The organism is Mycobacterium sp. RTGN6 (genome assembly GCF_033804605.1).
GTDB lineage: Bacteria > Actinomycetota > Actinomycetes > Mycobacteriales > Mycobacteriaceae > Mycobacterium.
The window spans coordinates 450813-465994 of sequence record NZ_JAPZKZ010000004.1; the positions used below are offsets into that span (position 1 = coordinate 450813).

General features: G+C 65.1%; 16 protein-coding genes. 12 read left to right on the forward strand and 4 right to left on the reverse strand.

Going from position 1 to position 15182, the window contains the following annotated elements; translation table 11 throughout:
• Nucleotides 1-134: 134 nt before the first annotated feature.
• The 6 genes from SLQ33_RS13030 (at nucleotide 135) to SLQ33_RS13055 (ending at nucleotide 4518) form a co-directional block, all read left to right on the forward strand.
• A complete protein-coding gene (locus SLQ33_RS13030) occupies nucleotides 135-1127 on the forward strand; it encodes an AAA family ATPase (RefSeq protein WP_319454249.1) in 993 nt (330 codons plus the stop codon).
• The gene (locus SLQ33_RS13035) at nucleotides 1124-1687 is read left to right on the forward strand and encodes a hypothetical protein (RefSeq protein ID WP_319454250.1); all 564 of its coding nucleotides are present in this window, start codon (nucleotides 1124-1126) and stop codon (nucleotides 1685-1687) included. The genes SLQ33_RS13030 and SLQ33_RS13035 overlap by 4 nt, the downstream gene beginning before the upstream one ends.
• Nucleotides 1680-1976, forward strand: coding sequence for a hypothetical protein (locus SLQ33_RS13040; RefSeq protein WP_319454251.1), 297 nt, complete (start codon nucleotides 1680-1682; stop codon nucleotides 1974-1976). Before SLQ33_RS13035 ends, SLQ33_RS13040 begins: the two co-directional genes overlap by 8 nt.
• A complete protein-coding gene (locus SLQ33_RS13045; protein WP_319454252.1) occupies nucleotides 1969-2241 on the forward strand; it encodes a hypothetical protein in 273 nt (90 codons plus the stop codon). The genes SLQ33_RS13040 and SLQ33_RS13045 overlap by 8 nt, the downstream gene beginning before the upstream one ends.
• 256 nt (nucleotides 2242-2497) lie before the next feature.
• Nucleotides 2498-3049 carry an HK97 family phage prohead protease gene (locus SLQ33_RS13050; protein ID WP_319454253.1) on the forward strand — a complete coding sequence of 184 codons (552 nt, stop codon included), beginning with the start codon at nucleotides 2498-2500 and terminating at the stop codon, nucleotides 3047-3049.
• An 11-nt stretch (nucleotides 3050-3060) separates the two neighbouring features.
• Nucleotides 3061-4518 carry a phage major capsid protein gene (locus SLQ33_RS13055; RefSeq protein ID WP_319454254.1) on the forward strand — a complete coding sequence of 486 codons (1458 nt, stop codon included), beginning with the start codon at nucleotides 3061-3063 and terminating at the stop codon, nucleotides 4516-4518.
• Here the strand turns inward: SLQ33_RS13055 and SLQ33_RS13060 are convergent.
• The 3 genes from SLQ33_RS13060 to SLQ33_RS13070 all read right to left on the reverse strand — a co-directional run bounded on the left by SLQ33_RS13060 (nucleotide 4515) and on the right by SLQ33_RS13070 (nucleotide 7100).
• The gene (locus tag SLQ33_RS13060) at nucleotides 4515-5042 is read right to left on the reverse strand and encodes a Pycsar system effector family protein (RefSeq protein ID WP_319454255.1); all 528 of its coding nucleotides are present in this window, start codon (nucleotides 5040-5042) and stop codon (nucleotides 4515-4517) included. The two genes, SLQ33_RS13055 and SLQ33_RS13060, sit on opposite strands and share 4 nt — an antisense overlap.
• Nucleotides 5024-5755 carry an adenylate/guanylate cyclase domain-containing protein gene (locus SLQ33_RS13065; protein ID WP_319454256.1) on the reverse strand — a complete coding sequence of 244 codons (732 nt, stop codon included), beginning with the start codon at nucleotides 5753-5755 and terminating at the stop codon, nucleotides 5024-5026. The genes SLQ33_RS13060 and SLQ33_RS13065 overlap by 19 nt, the downstream gene beginning before the upstream one ends.
• Before the next feature lie 1201 nt (nucleotides 5756-6956).
• Complete coding sequence (locus SLQ33_RS13070) at nucleotides 6957-7100, reverse strand: hypothetical protein (protein WP_319454257.1); 144 nt, start codon at nucleotides 7098-7100, stop codon at nucleotides 6957-6959.
• 218 nt (nucleotides 7101-7318) lie between these two features.
• Between SLQ33_RS13070 and SLQ33_RS13075 the strand changes: the two genes are divergently transcribed.
• Genes SLQ33_RS13075 through SLQ33_RS13100 form a run of 6 tightly spaced genes read left to right on the forward strand, consistent with a single transcriptional unit; the run spans nucleotide 7319 to nucleotide 13629 of the window.
• Nucleotides 7319-8203, forward strand: a complete 885-nt coding sequence (locus SLQ33_RS13075; RefSeq protein ID WP_319454258.1) for an ABC transporter substrate-binding protein — start codon at nucleotides 7319-7321, stop codon at nucleotides 8201-8203.
• A 7-nt stretch (nucleotides 8204-8210) separates the two neighbouring features.
• Nucleotides 8211-9131, forward strand: a complete 921-nt coding sequence (locus SLQ33_RS13080; protein WP_319454259.1) for an amino acid ABC transporter permease — start codon at nucleotides 8211-8213, stop codon at nucleotides 9129-9131.
• Nucleotides 9128-9889 (forward strand): amino acid ABC transporter ATP-binding protein, encoded by a 762-nt coding sequence (locus SLQ33_RS13085; RefSeq protein ID WP_319454260.1) that lies wholly within the window; start codon nucleotides 9128-9130, stop codon nucleotides 9887-9889. Before SLQ33_RS13080 ends, SLQ33_RS13085 begins: the two co-directional genes overlap by 4 nt.
• Before the next feature lie 5 nt (nucleotides 9890-9894).
• Nucleotides 9895-11037 carry a MacS family sensor histidine kinase gene (gene macS / locus SLQ33_RS13090; protein WP_319454261.1) on the forward strand — a complete coding sequence of 381 codons (1143 nt, stop codon included), beginning with the start codon at nucleotides 9895-9897 and terminating at the stop codon, nucleotides 11035-11037.
• Nucleotides 11038-11053: 16 nt separating this feature from the next.
• A complete protein-coding gene (locus tag SLQ33_RS13095; protein ID WP_319454371.1) occupies nucleotides 11054-11683 on the forward strand; it encodes a response regulator transcription factor in 630 nt (209 codons plus the stop codon).
• A 56-nt stretch (nucleotides 11684-11739) separates the two neighbouring features.
• Nucleotides 11740-13629 carry a DUF2339 domain-containing protein gene (locus tag SLQ33_RS13100; protein WP_319454262.1) on the forward strand — a complete coding sequence of 630 codons (1890 nt, stop codon included), beginning with the start codon at nucleotides 11740-11742 and terminating at the stop codon, nucleotides 13627-13629.
• Here SLQ33_RS13100 and SLQ33_RS13105 read toward each other — a convergent pair whose 3' ends face one another.
• Nucleotides 13630-14916, reverse strand: coding sequence for an adenylate/guanylate cyclase domain-containing protein (locus SLQ33_RS13105; RefSeq protein ID WP_413467639.1), 1287 nt, complete (start codon nucleotides 14914-14916; stop codon nucleotides 13630-13632).
• Nucleotides 14917-15182 lie beyond the last annotated feature (266 nt).

Below are 15182 nucleotides of genomic sequence, written 5' to 3' on the forward strand. Positions count from 1 at the left end.
AAATCGTGTTTGCTGTGGCCGATGTGGTCGCCAAGCGTGCCGAACGGTTCCCGGTTCCCGCACATGGGGGTGAGGAACCAGGAACCGACCTGAGTAGTCAGGATGACAACGCAGTTCCCGGTTCCCTACCCTCTATGCGGGAACCGGGAACCGACCCGGAAAAGCCCATCTACGTGGATATTTCCGCCCTGCTCGACGGAACCCTCCCGGAACCGCCGAAACCGATCCTTGGGAAACGCACCGACGGCCACTGCCTGTTCTATGCGGGCCAAGTGAATTTGCTGTTCGGCGATCCCGAGTCGGGCAAAACGTGGGTGTGCCTAGCCTGTGCCGTTGAGGCACTGCTCGCGAAACGGCGGGTCGTCATCATCGACTTGGACCACAACGGCGCCGTCGCAACGGTGCATAGGCTGATCGCCCTCGGCGCACCGGTCGATGTCCTTCGTGATCCGGACCTGTTCCGGTACTGCGAGCCCGAGGACCGCCTCGAGCTCCGCCAGGTGGTCGAGGACTGCAAGGCATGGCGTCCCGCGGTCGCCATCGTGGACTCCGTTGGAGAACTGTTGCCGCTGCACGGCTTCAACTCCAACAACGCCGACGAGTTCACCGCCGTGCACACCAGTGTGCTCAAACCGTTGGCGAAGGCCGGCGCCGCGGTCCTGGCCGTCGATCACCTGGCCAAGGGTGCAGACTCACGCGCCCAAGGCCCCGGCGGGACCGCAGCCAAGCGCCGCGCGATCGGCGGTGTGTCGCTACGGGTGAAGGTGAAGAAATCGTTCACCCCCGGTCACGGGGGTGAGGCCTTGCTCGTCGTGAACAAGGATCGGCACGGCGGCGTACGGGAGCACTGTCCCGTCGGGGACCGCGAACCCGTCGCGGGAGTTTTCAAACTCCTGGCGTTCACCGAAGGTGTTCTGCAATGGGTCATCTCGGCACCGACTGACGGTGAACGCAACGACGACGAGACGGCACCACCCGAGGACATCGCAGCCATTGCAGCCCTCAACCCGCCACCCGACACAGTCGAAGACGCTCGCCTTCGCCTGGGCTGGCGAAAGCAACGCACCTCCAACGCATTACGCGCCTGGCGCGAAACCCAAACAACCGAGCAAGGAGAACCCGCATGACCACCAACCCCATCAGCCCGACCGAAGACATGACGCTAGAAGACATGGATCGTGCCGTCGAGACAGCGTCGGACATCCTGCGCAGACGGATCACGGAGATGGAACGCTCGCGAGACGAACAGCCGGCGCGTCTCGCCAAAGCGCGTTCTGACGCGGAAGAGGCTCGCGGCTGGGCATTGCTCGAAGAGCCGCTCGACGGGCAGGTGAAGTCGATTACCTCCATCGTCGGCACCGCTGCACTGTCTCTGCCGAACATCACCGCGCGTGAATTATGGGGCGCGCGACTGGCATTCGATCTGTTGGACTGCGGCGACGACTTCGACCAGATCGACGCCGTCATAAACCGCCTGTTCTCCGCGGCCAACGGGGACACCGGCGTGTCGATGGTCCTCATGTCGGCGGCCTTGTCGACGATCGCCAGCCTCATCGTGCCTCAGCTACTCGACGAGATCGAACACACCGGCTCGAACTACGACGAACGTGTGAGGCTGGCCGAAGCGCGGGCGAAGGCGTGGCGCGGCCGGGTCGCCGAGATCCGCGGCGGTGCCGACGATGACTGACGCCAGCGCATCCGATGATGCCCACCTGTTCGCCCGCATCGGGGGACTGCTGTCCGCAGCCGTCGCCAGCCTCGACCCAGCCGACCGCGACGAACGCACGGAATGGTGCCGAGCGAACAACGCCCCCGGCGTGAGGATGCACCCCGGCGAAGACGACGACGTCATCCGATTCGACTGGGGCGGAAAGTCCCTGCTCCTGGTGCGCCGCGACACCCTGCTATCGGACACGCCGATACGGCTCGAACACATCGACCTACCCGACACTCTCGAAGGCCTCACCCATGACTGAGATCAACCGACCGCTGACCGACCAGGAACGCACCCTCATGTGCCAACTCGCCATCGCGACCGTCGTCGAACAGACCGGCAAGGACCGCGAGACAGTGGCCGACGAGCTCGACGCGATGACCATCGTCGTGCACGGAGACGACCGCAACGCCTACCTCGACGCAGACGGCAAGACGTTGGTTCACATCACCCGCGAGGATCTGGCGCTCGCGGCCAACCATCCTGACGAGACGCTGCACGGCGGACCCATCGAGCGTGACCAGTGACCCCCAGGGGGGTGGGTTCGCGGCGCTCCGTCCTGCGACGATGCCCCGCGCTGCGGTGCGCTTTCTCTTTCGTGCTCAAGTTTCGCCTAGGGGGGGCTGAAAAGTTGGCAAGGGCGATTGCTGTTTTGGCAACAGGGGTCTGCGCTACACTCGATGAAGCTCGGTATCACCGACCACGCCGGACGCCTCAGGGGAGGCCAACCCGGACACTCGGGTCACCATGCAGACCGTTCCCGTCTGACCATGTGGTGATGCCTTGAGCCAAATCCTGTACCGCTCAGCGGCGCTCGGCGCCGTCGAGGGTCGCACGATTCACGGTATCGCCGTGCCTTATGAGCAGGTCACTACGATCGTTGAACGCGACGACGTCACCGGTCAGCTCATCGAATTCCCCGAGAAGTTCATCTATGGCAGCTTCGCGCGGTCCATCAAGGAGCGCGGTCACAAGGTCAAGCTCATGGTGGGCCACGATCTCCGCAAGCTGCCAGTGGGTAGGGCCGCAGAGCTCCACGAGGAACGCGACGGCCTTCACGCTGCGTTCGCGGTCTCCGACACCACGGTAGGCAACGACTTGTTGACCCTGGTCCGCGAGGGCATCGTCGACAGCTTCTCGATCGGCTTTACGGTCATCAAGGAACGGTGGGACAACGGCCTGCGGATCCACTTGGAATCCGGCTTGCGGGAAGTGTCCGCAGTGAACAACCCGGCCTACGTGGGGGCGGCGATCGCGGGTGTCAGGTCGCAATCGCTTGCCATCTCCAAGGCTGTCGCCGAGCGCCGGCTCAAGCTACTCGAACTCGAACTCTGAAAGGCATTCCCATGAACAAGGTAGATCTGGACACCCTCGAGCGGGAGGTCGGCGAATACAAGGCCGAGGCCCGCGCCATCATCGATCGCGCAGGCGACGCCGCTGACATCACTGGTGACGACGCCGCACGGTTCGATCTGCTCACCGGGCAGATCGAATCCCACCAGACGGAGATCCGCACGGCGCAGGACCGGCGCGCTGCCGCGCTGGCCCTGGTGCGGTCCGCCGGCCAGCCGGGCAGCGGAATGATGATTGAGGCGGGCAGCCCGAACGGCGAGCGCTCCGACGAGGACCGCCCTCCGGCGGATCGGCACCGCGACGACGCCATGCGCACCCTCGAACGCGCCACGACGGCGGGCAAGCTCGAAGCCCGCGGCGCCGAGCTCGTCGAGGGACTGATGAAGTCCGGTCCGACGCATTCGCAGACCTGGACGCAACGGTGGGCTGTCGCTGCGGGGTCCGAGCACTATGAGCGTGCGTTCGCGAAGCTGGTCGCCAACCCGACGCAGGGACATCTGACGTGGACGACCGAGGAGGGCGACGCCTACCGCGCCGTGGCCGCAGTGCAGTCCGAGCAGCGCGCTATGTCGTTGACCGACAACGCGGGCGGCTACATGGTGCCGTTGACCTTGGACCCCGCCGTGTTGCTCACGAGCAACGGCAGCATCAACCCGCTACGCCAGATCAGTCGCGTGGTGCAGACCGTCACCGACACCTGGCAAGGCGTGACGTCGGCCGGTGTGACCGCCGAGTGGACCGCTGAGGCCGCCGAGGTCGCCGACGCCAGCCCGACGCTGGGCAGCCCGTCGATCCCCGTGCACAAGGGCGATGCGTTCGTGCCGTTCAGCTTCGAAATCCAGGGCGACGCAGTGAACTTCATGCAGGAGCTCGGCGGGCTGCTGGTCGACGGTGCAGAACAACTCAATGCCACCGCCTACACGACGGGCTCGGGTTCGGGTCAGCCTACGGGCATCATCACGTCGCTGGTCGCGTCGGCGGGCACGGTGCCGCTGATCACGCCTGCCACGCCCGAGGTGGTCGCGGCGGGGGACATCTACGCCGTGCAGAACGCCCTTCCGCCACGGTTCCAGCCGCGGGCATCGTGGAATGCGAATCTGTCGATCATCAACACGCTGCGCCAGATGGAGACAACCAACGGCGCGCTGAAGTTCCCTGGGCTGCAAGACAATCCGCCGATGCTGCTCGGTCGCACCATGCACGAGAACAGCAACATGGATGGCACGTTCGACGCGGCCGCGACCGCGACCAACTACCTGCTGCTGTACGGGGCGTTCGAGCAGTTCGTGATTGTGGACAGAATTGGCTCGACCCTTGAGCTAGTGCCGCACCTCGTGGGGGCCAATCGTCGGCCGACCGGTCAGCGGGGCGCGCTGTTGTGGTTCCGCACAGGATCCAATGTGGTTGTACCGCAGGCATTCCGGCTGCTGTCGATCCCGACGACGGCTTAAGGTGCTGAAGCGGTCGTAGTGCCCGCGCACAAACCGAGCAGCGCAACGCCGATCACGGCCGCGGTCATCGACCACTGTACGTAGCGGTGCTTGTCCCAGCAGATCTTGCTCATATCTACTAGCTGCTTCGCCAAGACGGGAAGCACTGGGGTGTTCTCAAGATGGTTCTGTACCGCCACCTTGTCGAGGAGGCGAAGGTGTCCGAAGTAGACGAATGCGTCCGCTGACTCCGACTTCAGGTTTGGTGACCGTAGGCGGGGACGGACGACCCACGCGGCGAACAGTGCACTGGCTATGAGCATCGTTACGCCAAGGATGTACAGAACGATGGCGAACCAACCGTTCAGGTTGTCGAACACTCGGCCGTTTGCCGAAAGAGTAACTACGCCTGCGAGAACCACTGATTCGATCGTGAGGGCGAAGCTTGCTTTCGTGTCGACTTTGCCGGTCCAGTCGACGAGCGCGGCATGAATCTTCCATGCGTTGTCGACTTTGTCATCGCTCATCAGTAGGGCCGCTTCCAAGTAGAGGTTCGGATCTCTTCGGTGACGCCGCCGATGTCTGCGAAGAACGATTCTGACCACTTTGATTTTGGGGGGTCTTCCGTATAGCAACTGTCGAAACCGAGTTTGTCCCATACCCGTTCGGTGATTACGGTGGTCGCCCCCTTCTTCTTGAAATCGCTCAATTTGGCCGCGATGTTCGGGGGATCGCCGATAGAAACGAGGTCGTTGTCGACGCGCACCCCGGCGCGAACGACGAAAGCTTCGCCTACGTCGATGCCCGTTCTATGCCGTAGTTCCCATACTCCGTTGACCCAATTGTCGGAGTACGTCTCATGCTCAAGAATCAGGCGGTCGTGAACAACATCCCGAACGGCCCACGTCACTCGAAACGCGACATCCACTGCCTGGTCGGCGGAATCATCGCCTAGGAAGATCGCCATGACTCGATCGCCGTCGAAGCTGCGAATTGCGCCGCCGCGGTCGCGGATGACCATGCACACGGCCGCAAGGAACGCACGTATGATCCGCGCTGCTTCCTGTGGGGTGAAGTAGGTTGCCATCCCAGTGGAGTCGGCCATGTCGACGTACAGATACGCGGCGTCGGAGAGATACACGCCGCCGTCGTTCTGCTTCACCGTGACCGAGGTTGGCACCTCCCGACCTGTGCGAGTGTCGAACGGCGTCGTGAGGATGTTGTTCACCGCCGATATGCAATCGTCCTTGAAACCCAATCTGGACCCCCCTCGACTCGGTTCTGCAGCTAGTCCCTGGCGCGCAAAGACTCAAGAAGCGAGCAGACCGTAGCCGAGCACAGCACCTTGTGTCTGGATTCTCGAAGGATTGGGCGGGTGCCCAGATGAACGGCCTGGGGGGGAGGGGCCCCGCGGGGATTCGTCGCCTAAGCAGCGACCCCGGCTCAGTCGCCTTTTCTATACCGCTGCGGTTCTCGTAGCGCTATCAGTGCGAGGTGGGGGGTGGGGTGGCCCGCGCGAACCAAAACCGGAGCGCTGACCCCAGTGCTCCCGTCAGGTCTCTCCCCGATGTTTTTCCCCCACGCCCCGCCAGCCGTGGCGACGGCTTGCAACGGATAAAAGAAGCCTTGAAGTGCGCCGATAGGTTTATCCGTGCACCACGTTTCGGGGGAGGGAAACTAGTTAAGACAGGTGTCAGGAGTCGTTGGCGTCTCGTCGCGATGGCGACCTACCCCCCTCGCCGCCAGGCCAACTTTTCTACCCCATTTTGTGCACGCAGACCAAAGCCCACCGTGGCGAGGGGGTGGGTGGCGCCTGGTTGCGTGGCGGGCCCACCCCCGCATTTGTCGGTGATGGGTGGCACGCTGTCGCGCAGGTAGCCCGGACGTGGCTCTGACACGCCCGTTCCCCTCGCGTCGGTGGTCCGGGGATGTCTCCAGCTTCTCCGGCCCGCTGACGACGGGGGTGTCCCCGGCCGACCTCTACGGGCGTGGCTTCTCATCCAACGCTCTGATCGCCTCGGAGAGATGCGCGAGTCCTTCAGCCAACAGCTTTGTGTTCGGGTTCTCGGTCGTCCGTGCGACCTCACGGAACTTGTTGCCTGCTGAGACTGCCCAGTGCGCTGCGTTGCTCATGGCCGGCGACTGTATTGGTGGCCACCGACAGGCGTTCGGCCCGTCACCGGAGAGTGGTGACGGGCCGAACTCTAGTTAGGACGCAGGACTACCGCGGTCGGTTCCGTCCACCACGCGGACGCACGAGCTCGAGGACTGGTGCAGGCCGGTCCTGCGAGCCGTCATCCGCAGCCAGTCGTTCAACAACTGGCTCGATGAGCGCAAGCATTCCGTGGACCTCGCGAAGCGTTAGGTCCGAAAACCTGATCTGTCCCAGCGCCGCGGCCAGCTCCTTCCGGGCATCGGGCAGCAGCAGGCTATCCAAGGGATCGGAGTGGGTCACCGCGTCACCGCCCGGCCCTGCTGGAACTCAGAAGCTGCCTGACTTCCAGCATCGCGGTACGCGCGGCAGACACGTCTTGGAGTGCCAACGCGAGCCGCTGGTCGGGCGGCACCACGTCGGGGTACGGGTTGGTTGATGTGGTGGTCACGGTTTCCTCCGTCTTCTGTGGTTGCACGCTGCCGAATAACACCCGCCACAACGCTTTTGTGTGTCCAGGCGTTTCGTTCCCCTGCCACAGCGTTAAAGCTTGACTACTGTTCCGTTACCGGCAGTGCGTGCTGGGTCCACGGTCGTTAACCTCCTCGGCTTGGGGGTGATTGCACGGCCCGATGCAGAAAGATGAGGCAACTCGTGTCAGGTGGGAAGATGTGGCGCTTCGCGGTGGTATTCGCCGCGACCGGCGCACTGACTTTGGCTGGGTGCGGAACGAGCACCGAAAGTCCCGGACCGGAGAAGAGCACGACCGCCGCGAACGCTAAAAAGGTCGACGAGATCGCCAACACCGTTCCCGAGGAGATCAAGTCCTCCGGAAAGCTGATCGTCGGGGTGAACATCCCCTACAAGCCCAACGAGTTCAAGGACGAGAGCGGCAAGATCGTCGGCTTCGACGTCGATCTGATGAACGCCATCGCCGCCACACTCGGGCTGACGCCCGAGTACCGCGAGGCCGACTTCGCCAAGATCATCCCGTCGATCCAGGGCGGTACGTTCAACGTCGGCATGTCGTCCTTCACCGACACCAAGGAACGCGAGGCGTCGGTGGACTTCGTCACCTACTTCTCCGCCGGCACCAGCTGGGCGCAGAAGACCGGTGCCGGGATCGACCCGAACAACGCCTGCGGCAAGAAGGTCGCGGTGCAGGCGACCACGACGCAGGAAACCGACGAACTGCCCGCCAAGAGCAAGGCCTGCACGGACGCGGGCAAGCCCGCCATCGAGATCGTCCCGTTCGACGGGCAGGACGCCGCCACCAACGCCGTCGTGCTCGGCCAGACCGATGCCATGTCGGCCGACTCGCCGGTCACGCTCTACGCGATCAAGGAGACCGGCGGCAAGCTCGAAGCAGCGGGCGGTGTGTTCGACTCGGCACCCTATGGTTGGCCGGTAAAGAAGGATTCAGCGCTGGCACAGTCGCTACAGGCGGCGCTCGAGCATCTCATCGAGACGGGCGACTACAAGTCCATCGCATCGAACTGGGGTGTCGAGAGCGGCATGATCGACAAGCCGGTCATCAACGGCGCGATCAGCTAATCGCTCGATGACAACTGACGTTTCGTCGCCACCCGCCATCGACGCAGTGCCGCTGCGGCACCCGTGGCGGTGGGTGACGGCGATCGTCATCATCGTGCTCGTCGGGCTATTCCTCTACGGCGCCGCGACCAACGATGCCTTCCGGTGGTCGGTCTACCGGGAGTATCTGTTCAACACCCGGGTGCTGACGGTCGGTTTGTTCAATACCCTGCAACTCACCGTCTACGCGATGGTGCTGGCGGTGGTGCTCGGCGTGATCCTCGCGGTGATGCGCCTATCGCCCAATCCAGTGTTCAAGTCGGTCTCCTGGGTGTTCCTCTGGATCTTCCGCGGCACCCCGGTCTACGTGCAGTTGGTGTTCTGGGGACTGATCCCGACCATCTACCAGAACATCCAACTCGGGGTTCCGTTCTTCGGGCCGACATTCGTTCAGTTCAGCCTGCAGAGCCTGTCCATCCCGTTCCTGCTGGCAACCATCGGGTTGGCGCTCAACGAGTCTGCCTACATGGCGGAGATCATTCGCGCGGGCATCAGTTCGGTGCCCGAAGGGCAGTTGGAGGCGTCGACCGCGTTGGGGATGGGGTGGGGCCTGGCGATGCGCCGCACGGTGCTGCCCCAGGCGATGCGGGTGATCATTCCGCCAACCGGCAACGAGGTCATCAGCATGCTGAAGACCACTTCGCTGGTCACTGGTGTGCCCTTCGCATTGGATCTGTACGGCATCACTTCCCGGGAGATCGCGGCGCGCATCTACGAACCCGTCCCACTGCTGATGGTGGCGGCGACCTGGTACCTCGTGGTTACCAGCATCCTCATGGTCGGCCAGTTCTACCTGGAGAGGTACTACTCACGCGGCGCCTCGCGCAAGCTGACCGGCAAGCAGCTCGAGGCGTTGGCCAAGGCGCAGATGGGGACGGGGGCCGCATGACGCCCATGGTCAAGGCGGAGCAGGTGTGCAAGAGCTTCGGTGCGCTCCACGTCCTGAAGGGCATCACCCTGGAGGTCGGTAAGGGCGAGGTGCTTTGTATGGTCGGGCCGTCGGGCTCGGGCAAGTCGACGTTTCTGCGCTGCATCAACCACCTGGAGCAGGTCAACGCCGGTCGGCTCTACGTCGACGGCGACCTGATCGGCTATCGGGATCGGGGCGCCAAGCTACACGAGATGTCACCACGCGACGCCGCCAAACAGCGGCGTGAGATCGGGATGGTCTTTCAGCACTTCAACCTCTTCCCGCATCGCACGGCGTTGGAGAACGTCGCGGAGGCGCCGATGCAGGTGAAACGCGTCAAGAAGGCCGTAGCGGTCGCGCGCGCGAAGGATCTGCTTGAGCAGGTGGGGCTTTCGGAGAAGGCGACGGCGTACCCCGCCCAGTTGTCCGGCGGCCAGCAGCAGCGGGTGGCCATCGCGCGGGCTCTGGCGATGGATCCCAAGCTGATGCTGTTCGATGAGCCGACCTCGGCGCTGGACCCCGAATTGGTTGGCGAAGTCCTCGCGGTGATGAAGAAGCTTGCGTCCGAAGGCATGACGATGGTGGTGGTCACGCACGAAATGGGTTTCGCGCGTGAGGTGGCCAACCAGCTGGTGTTCATGGACGGTGGCGTCGTCGTCGAAAGCGGCAATCCCCGCGAGGTGTTGGCCAATCCGCAACACGAACGTACGAAGGCCTTTCTGTCCAAGGTGCTGTAGCTCAGATGCGTTCCCTCGCACCGGATCCCGCCACTCCGCTGTGGCGGGCGGCACAGGGCTTCCGCCTGCTCAGCGTGATCTACGCGCTGGGCTTTTTGATCGCCGTCAACGCCGACCTCGATCGACCGGTCACCACCTGGGTGCTGTTCGGGGTTCTGGTGGCGTGGAACGTCGTCTGCGCGATCGCCTATCTCAAGGGGTTCGGGCGGCGTACTGCGTGGGTGCTCGCCGAACTCGTCGTCATGGTGGCCTTCGTCCTGTCCACCGCATTGGTGGCGTCCGATCAGTGGATGCAGGACAACCAACCGTGGGCGACGACGCTGTGGGCCACCAATGTGACGATCTCGGCGGCAATACAATTCGGTCCGATCCTCGGCATGGTGGCCGGCCTGATCGTCATTGCAGCGAGTGCCGCGCTGAAGGACTCCATCAGCGTGAACCTCGGCCGCCACGCCACCATCGTCATCGAACTCGCCGTCGGGCTCGCCGTGGGCATGGCGGCGTTGACGGCGCGGCGCGCCCATGCCGAACTCGAGCGGGCCACGCGGTTGGCCGCCGCGCTCGAGGAGCGCGAACGGCTGTCGCGGGAAGTGCATGACGGCGCCATTCAGGTGCTCGCTCTGGTATCGCGTCGTGGCCGTGAAATCGGGGGCGCCACTGCGGAATTGGCGGAACTCGCGGGCGAGCAGGAGCGGGCGCTGCGGCGCTTGGTCAGCGCGGGGTCCGCGCCCGTGCCGGTTGGCGCGGACGTCGACCTGGTCCCGTTGCTCCGCAGCCGCGAGTCCGACCGGGTGTCCACCAGCCTGCCCGCGACGCCGGTGATGATCGATTCAACGGTCGCCGCCGAGCTCGACGCGGCCGTGTCCAACGCGCTGAACAACGTGGCCGCCCACGCGGGTGCCGAGGCGCGCGCCTTCGTGCTGCTCGAGGACCTCGGCGAGTCGGTCGTGGTCAGCATTCGCGACGACGGGGTCGGCATTCCGACCGGTCGGCTGGAGCAAGCCGTCGACGAGGGCCGCGTCGGCATTTCGAAGTCGATCGTGGGCAGAATGACGTGGCTCGGCGGCACAGCCGAGCTCAGCACAGGGCCGGGCACCGGTACCGAGTGGGAACTCACCGTTCCGCGGGGGAGCGCACGTGGCAGCTGACGACGGGTTCAGGGTGATGGTCGTCGACGATCACCCGATCTGGCGGGACGCCGTGGCGCGCGACCTCGCCGAGGACGGTTTCGACGTGGTGGCGACCGCCGACGGCGTCGAGTCGGCGCGGCGGCGAGCGGCAGTGGTCAAGCCCGACGTCGTCGTCATGGACATGCGACTCACGGACGGCACCGGTACCCAGGCCACCGCGGCCGTGCTGGAGGTGTCGCCGTCGTCGCGCATCCTGGTGCTCTCGGCTTCTGCCGAACGCGACGACGTGCTGCAGGCCGTAAAGGCCGGAGCCACGGGCTATCTCGTCAAGAGCGCTTCGAAGTCCGAACTGGCCGAAGCGGTCCGGGCCACTGGGGACGGCCGCGCCGTCTTCACGCCTGGACTCGCCGGTTTGGTGCTGGGGGAGTACCGGCGCATGGCGAAGACGCCGACGAAGGGTTCGACCACACCGAGCCTGTCCGAACGCGAGACCGAGATCCTGCGCTACGTGGCCAAGGGCCTGACCGCCAAGCAGATCGCCGAGAAGTTGGTTCTGAGTCACCGCACCGTGGAGAACCACGTGCAGGCGACGTTTCGCAAGCTGCAGGTCGCCAACCGAGTCGAGTTGGCACGGTACGCGATCGAGCACGGCCTCGACGACTAGACGCAACGCGTACAAATACTCATCCGCTGGAACGAGTTTGCTGACACGATGGCACGATGACCCAACCGGATCAGGCCCTGCTCGCCCGCATCAACTCTGACGTCGCAGTGATGTGGAGCTATCTCGGGCGGGTGACCGCAGATCTTCGCGAACTGGACCACGTCGTGGCGCAGCGCCAGCTCGCCGGCGCGGTGCCGCCGCAGATGGCTTCGGCGCCACCCGTGCCGACGAACTACCCGCAGGCCGCGCCCTACTGGGCGCAGCCGACACCGCCGCAACAGCCGGTCGCGCCACCCGCCGAGGCCCATCAACCCACCGCCCCGTCGGTGATGGCACCGGTGGGTCCGCCGATGCCTCCCATGCCTGCGGTCGCGTCGGTTCCGCCGCGTGCGGACGGCTGGATCGGCAAGGCGCTCGCCGTCGCAGGGGTTGCGGTCACGCTCGTCGGGGTGGTGCTGCTGGTCGTGCTGGCGGCCCAAGCAGGAATTCTCCGCCCGGAGATCCGGGTCGGCGGCGGTGCGCTCTTGGCCGGCGGGCTGGTCGGCGTCGCGTTCTGGTTGCACCGCAGGCCCGGTGGCCGGGTCGGGGCGATCGCGTTGTCCGCCACCGGTATTGCCGCCGCCTACATCGACGTCATCGCGGTCACCACCATCTACGACTGGGTGCCCGGAGCGGTGGGCCTTGCGCTCGCGGCCGTGGTGGCAGGCGGTGGGCTGACGTTGGCACGGCTGTGGAACTCCGAACAGCTCGCGCTGCTGGTGCTCATCCCGCTGCTGGTGCTCGGGCCCATCGTGGTCGGGGGTATCACGCTGTTGCTCGTCGGCTTCATGCTGGCGTTGTCCGCGGCGACTCTGCCCGTGCAACTGGGCAAGGATTGGCTCGGCATGCACGGTGCCCGCATGGCGGTCGGCACGCTGCCGCTGCTCATTGCCCTGGTTGCGGTGAATCCAACGTCGAGACAAGTGGTTTGGCTGGCCGCGGCGTGCGCCATCGCCGCGCTCCTCGCCCTCCTGAGTGCACTGGTCGTGCTGCCGAGTAGCAGCCATCCCGTTGCGACGGCGCTCTTCTCGGCGGCCGGGACGCTTCCTGTGTTGGCGGCCTCGCTGGCGGTCCACCGGGTGCCTGCGGCGGTCATGGCAGCGGTGCTCGCCGCCATCCTGCTCGGGCTCGCGCTGGCAGGCGGTCGGTTCACCAAGAACTCCCCAGGCGTCGGTGCGATCTGGGGGGCGACATCGGCGGTGTCGGCCCTTATCGCCATCACGGTCGCCTTCGACGCGCCCGTGGCGGGGCCGTTGCTCCTGGCGACGGCGGTCGTGGTCGCCGTCGCGGGCCGGAGCAGTGCGGTAGCCAGGTGGTCGGCCGTTGGCTTCGGGGTCGTCGGAGGCATCTACTACCTCGCCTCCGCTCCGCCGAGCAATCTCGCGGTCGCGACGGAGGTGAGTACGTCCACTGCCGTGGCGACGTTGATCTCGAGCCTGCTGGTAGTGGCAGGCGCCGCGGCGATCACGTGGTCGTGGGTCAGCCGCGCCGATTCGGATCGCGACGTCGCGGGCGTGATGTGGGCCGTCGCGGCAGTGGTGGCCATGTACGCCATCACGATGTTCACGGTCACCGCCGGCGTGCTGTTCGGCGGGCCGGAGTCCGGGTTCTTCTCAGGGCACATGGCAGCGACGATCTGCTGGATTGCGTTGGCGGCCGTCGTATTCCGTTACGCCGCGAAGGTGCCGCGGGCGCAGCGGTCGCTACCGATCGGCGCGGGCATGGCACTGGTGGCGGCGTCGATGGCCAAGCTGTTCCTCTTCGACCTCGGCACGCTCGACGGCATCTTCCGCGTGATCGTGTTCATCGTCGTGGGCCTGGCGCTGCTCGGCATGGGCGCCGGATACGCCCGGCTGCTTGCCCAACAGGACGAGAAGGAGCATGCCGACCAGAAAGGCGTGAGCTAGTCACGGGCGCTTGCCGGTCAGATACCAGGTGTGCATGACGCCCTTGCCCTTCACGTCGACGTCACCGCGCTCCTCGAACACGAACTGATCCCGCAGTCGCTCGTACACGTCCTGAGGTACCTGGATGCGTCCCTCCACGTCGGTGCTCTCCATGCGGGATGCGACGTTGACGGCGTCTCCCCATACGTCGTAGAAGAACTTGCTGGCGCCGACCACGCCGGCCACGACGGGTCCGGACGCCACGCCGATGCGCAGCGGCACTTCGCGGCCCTGCGGGTCGGTGAGCCCAGCGACCGCGGTGGCCATGTCGAGGGCCAGGCAGGCCAGCGCCTCGAGGTGATCGGGTCGTTCCTCCGGTACGCCACTGACGACCATGTAGGAGTCACCGCTGGTCTTGACCTTCTCGAGGCCGTGGCGGTCGACCAGGGCGTCGAGGTCGGTGTAGAGCGCGTCGAGGAAGCGAACCAGGTCTGCTGGCGTCGTGTCGCTCGCACGCTTGGTGTATCCGGCGATGTCCGCGAACAGGATTGACGCGTCGTCGTACCCATCGGCGATGATGTTGCGGGCAGGATCCTTGAGCCGTGCGGCGATCGACGCGGGCAGGATGTTCGCGAGCAGCGATTCCGAACGTTGGTATTCGGCTTCCATGGCGCGTTCGGCGCGGGCCGTCTCGCGCAGGGTGAACCAGACGGTGGCGATGATGAGCACCCAGGCCGACACGGTGTTGATGACGAAGCCGAGTTTGTTGGCCCACTCCGGCTGCACGCCGGTGCTGTGGGGGACGAAGAGTTCCAACGCGACGACGGTGACCGCACCGAGGACCGCGATCGCCGAGGCGATCACCATGTGCTCGATGCCGAGCAGCAGCACGACGAGCGCGGCGGCGACCACGAAATAGAAGTGCAGCCCGATACCGCTGCCGGTGTAGATGCTCACGATCGTGATGACGGAGTACGCGATGAGCAGGAACACCACGGGTGCGACGACATCGCCGAAGCGATACAGCTTGGGGATCGAGAGGAATATCAACCCGCTCGCGAGGTTGACGACTCCGATCCACAGCGCGCTTCCCACGACGAAGAATTGCTGGAGTCCGAAGAACAGACTCACGGCCGCGCCGATGCGCGTCGTGACCGTCAGGACGCGCAGGTTCCGCGACGTGCTCCGAGCGTGGTGCTGAGCCCTGCCGTGGGGGTCGAGCTCCGTGGCGATGGCGGGCAGGCACGACGAGCGCCGGTGCGGCGGCCGCGTGCCGGCCGGCGCACCGTCACTCTGGTCGGCCGCCACGGGTAGAGCGTAACTCGCTGTACTCCAGGCGGTTGCTACCTCAATTGTTGCCTACGTAAATATTAGATAGCTGGTCTGGGGTTAATTGACGCCACGATAGCGCCTTCCTTGGCTATAGCTGCACGGCGTCGTCAAGTTTCGCGTCCGAGGGACCCTTGTACCGAGGGTTGTCGTGTGCGTATATCTCTCTGTTTCAATCGATTTCGTGATGCCATAACCCTACTTAGGTGGCCTTCAACCGAGGTTGATTCTCAAGATGGTGGTGT

Coding starts and splice junctions, on each gene's coding strand:
- SLQ33_RS13055 (WP_319454254.1), top strand. CDS start 3,061: ATGAACAAGGTAGATCTGGACACCCTCGAGCGGGAGGTCGGCGAATAC.
- SLQ33_RS13045 (WP_319454252.1), top strand. CDS start 1,969: ATGACTGAGATCAACCGACCGCTGACCGACCAGGAACGCACCCTCATG.
- SLQ33_RS13100 (WP_319454262.1), top strand. CDS start 11,740: ATGACCCAACCGGATCAGGCCCTGCTCGCCCGCATCAACTCTGACGTC.
- SLQ33_RS13030 (WP_319454249.1), top strand. CDS start 135: ATGCGGGAACCGGGAACCGACCCGGAAAAGCCCATCTACGTGGATATT.
- SLQ33_RS13035 (WP_319454250.1), top strand. CDS start 1,124: ATGACCACCAACCCCATCAGCCCGACCGAAGACATGACGCTAGAAGAC.
- SLQ33_RS13080 (WP_319454259.1), top strand. CDS start 8,211: ATGACAACTGACGTTTCGTCGCCACCCGCCATCGACGCAGTGCCGCTG.
- macS (WP_319454261.1), top strand. CDS start 9,895: ATGCGTTCCCTCGCACCGGATCCCGCCACTCCGCTGTGGCGGGCGGCA.
- SLQ33_RS13040 (WP_319454251.1), top strand. CDS start 1,680: ATGACTGACGCCAGCGCATCCGATGATGCCCACCTGTTCGCCCGCATC.
- SLQ33_RS13095 (WP_319454371.1), top strand. CDS start 11,054: ATGGTCGTCGACGATCACCCGATCTGGCGGGACGCCGTGGCGCGCGAC.
- SLQ33_RS13075 (WP_319454258.1), top strand. CDS start 7,319: ATGTGGCGCTTCGCGGTGGTATTCGCCGCGACCGGCGCACTGACTTTG.
- SLQ33_RS13085 (WP_319454260.1), top strand. CDS start 9,128: ATGACGCCCATGGTCAAGGCGGAGCAGGTGTGCAAGAGCTTCGGTGCG.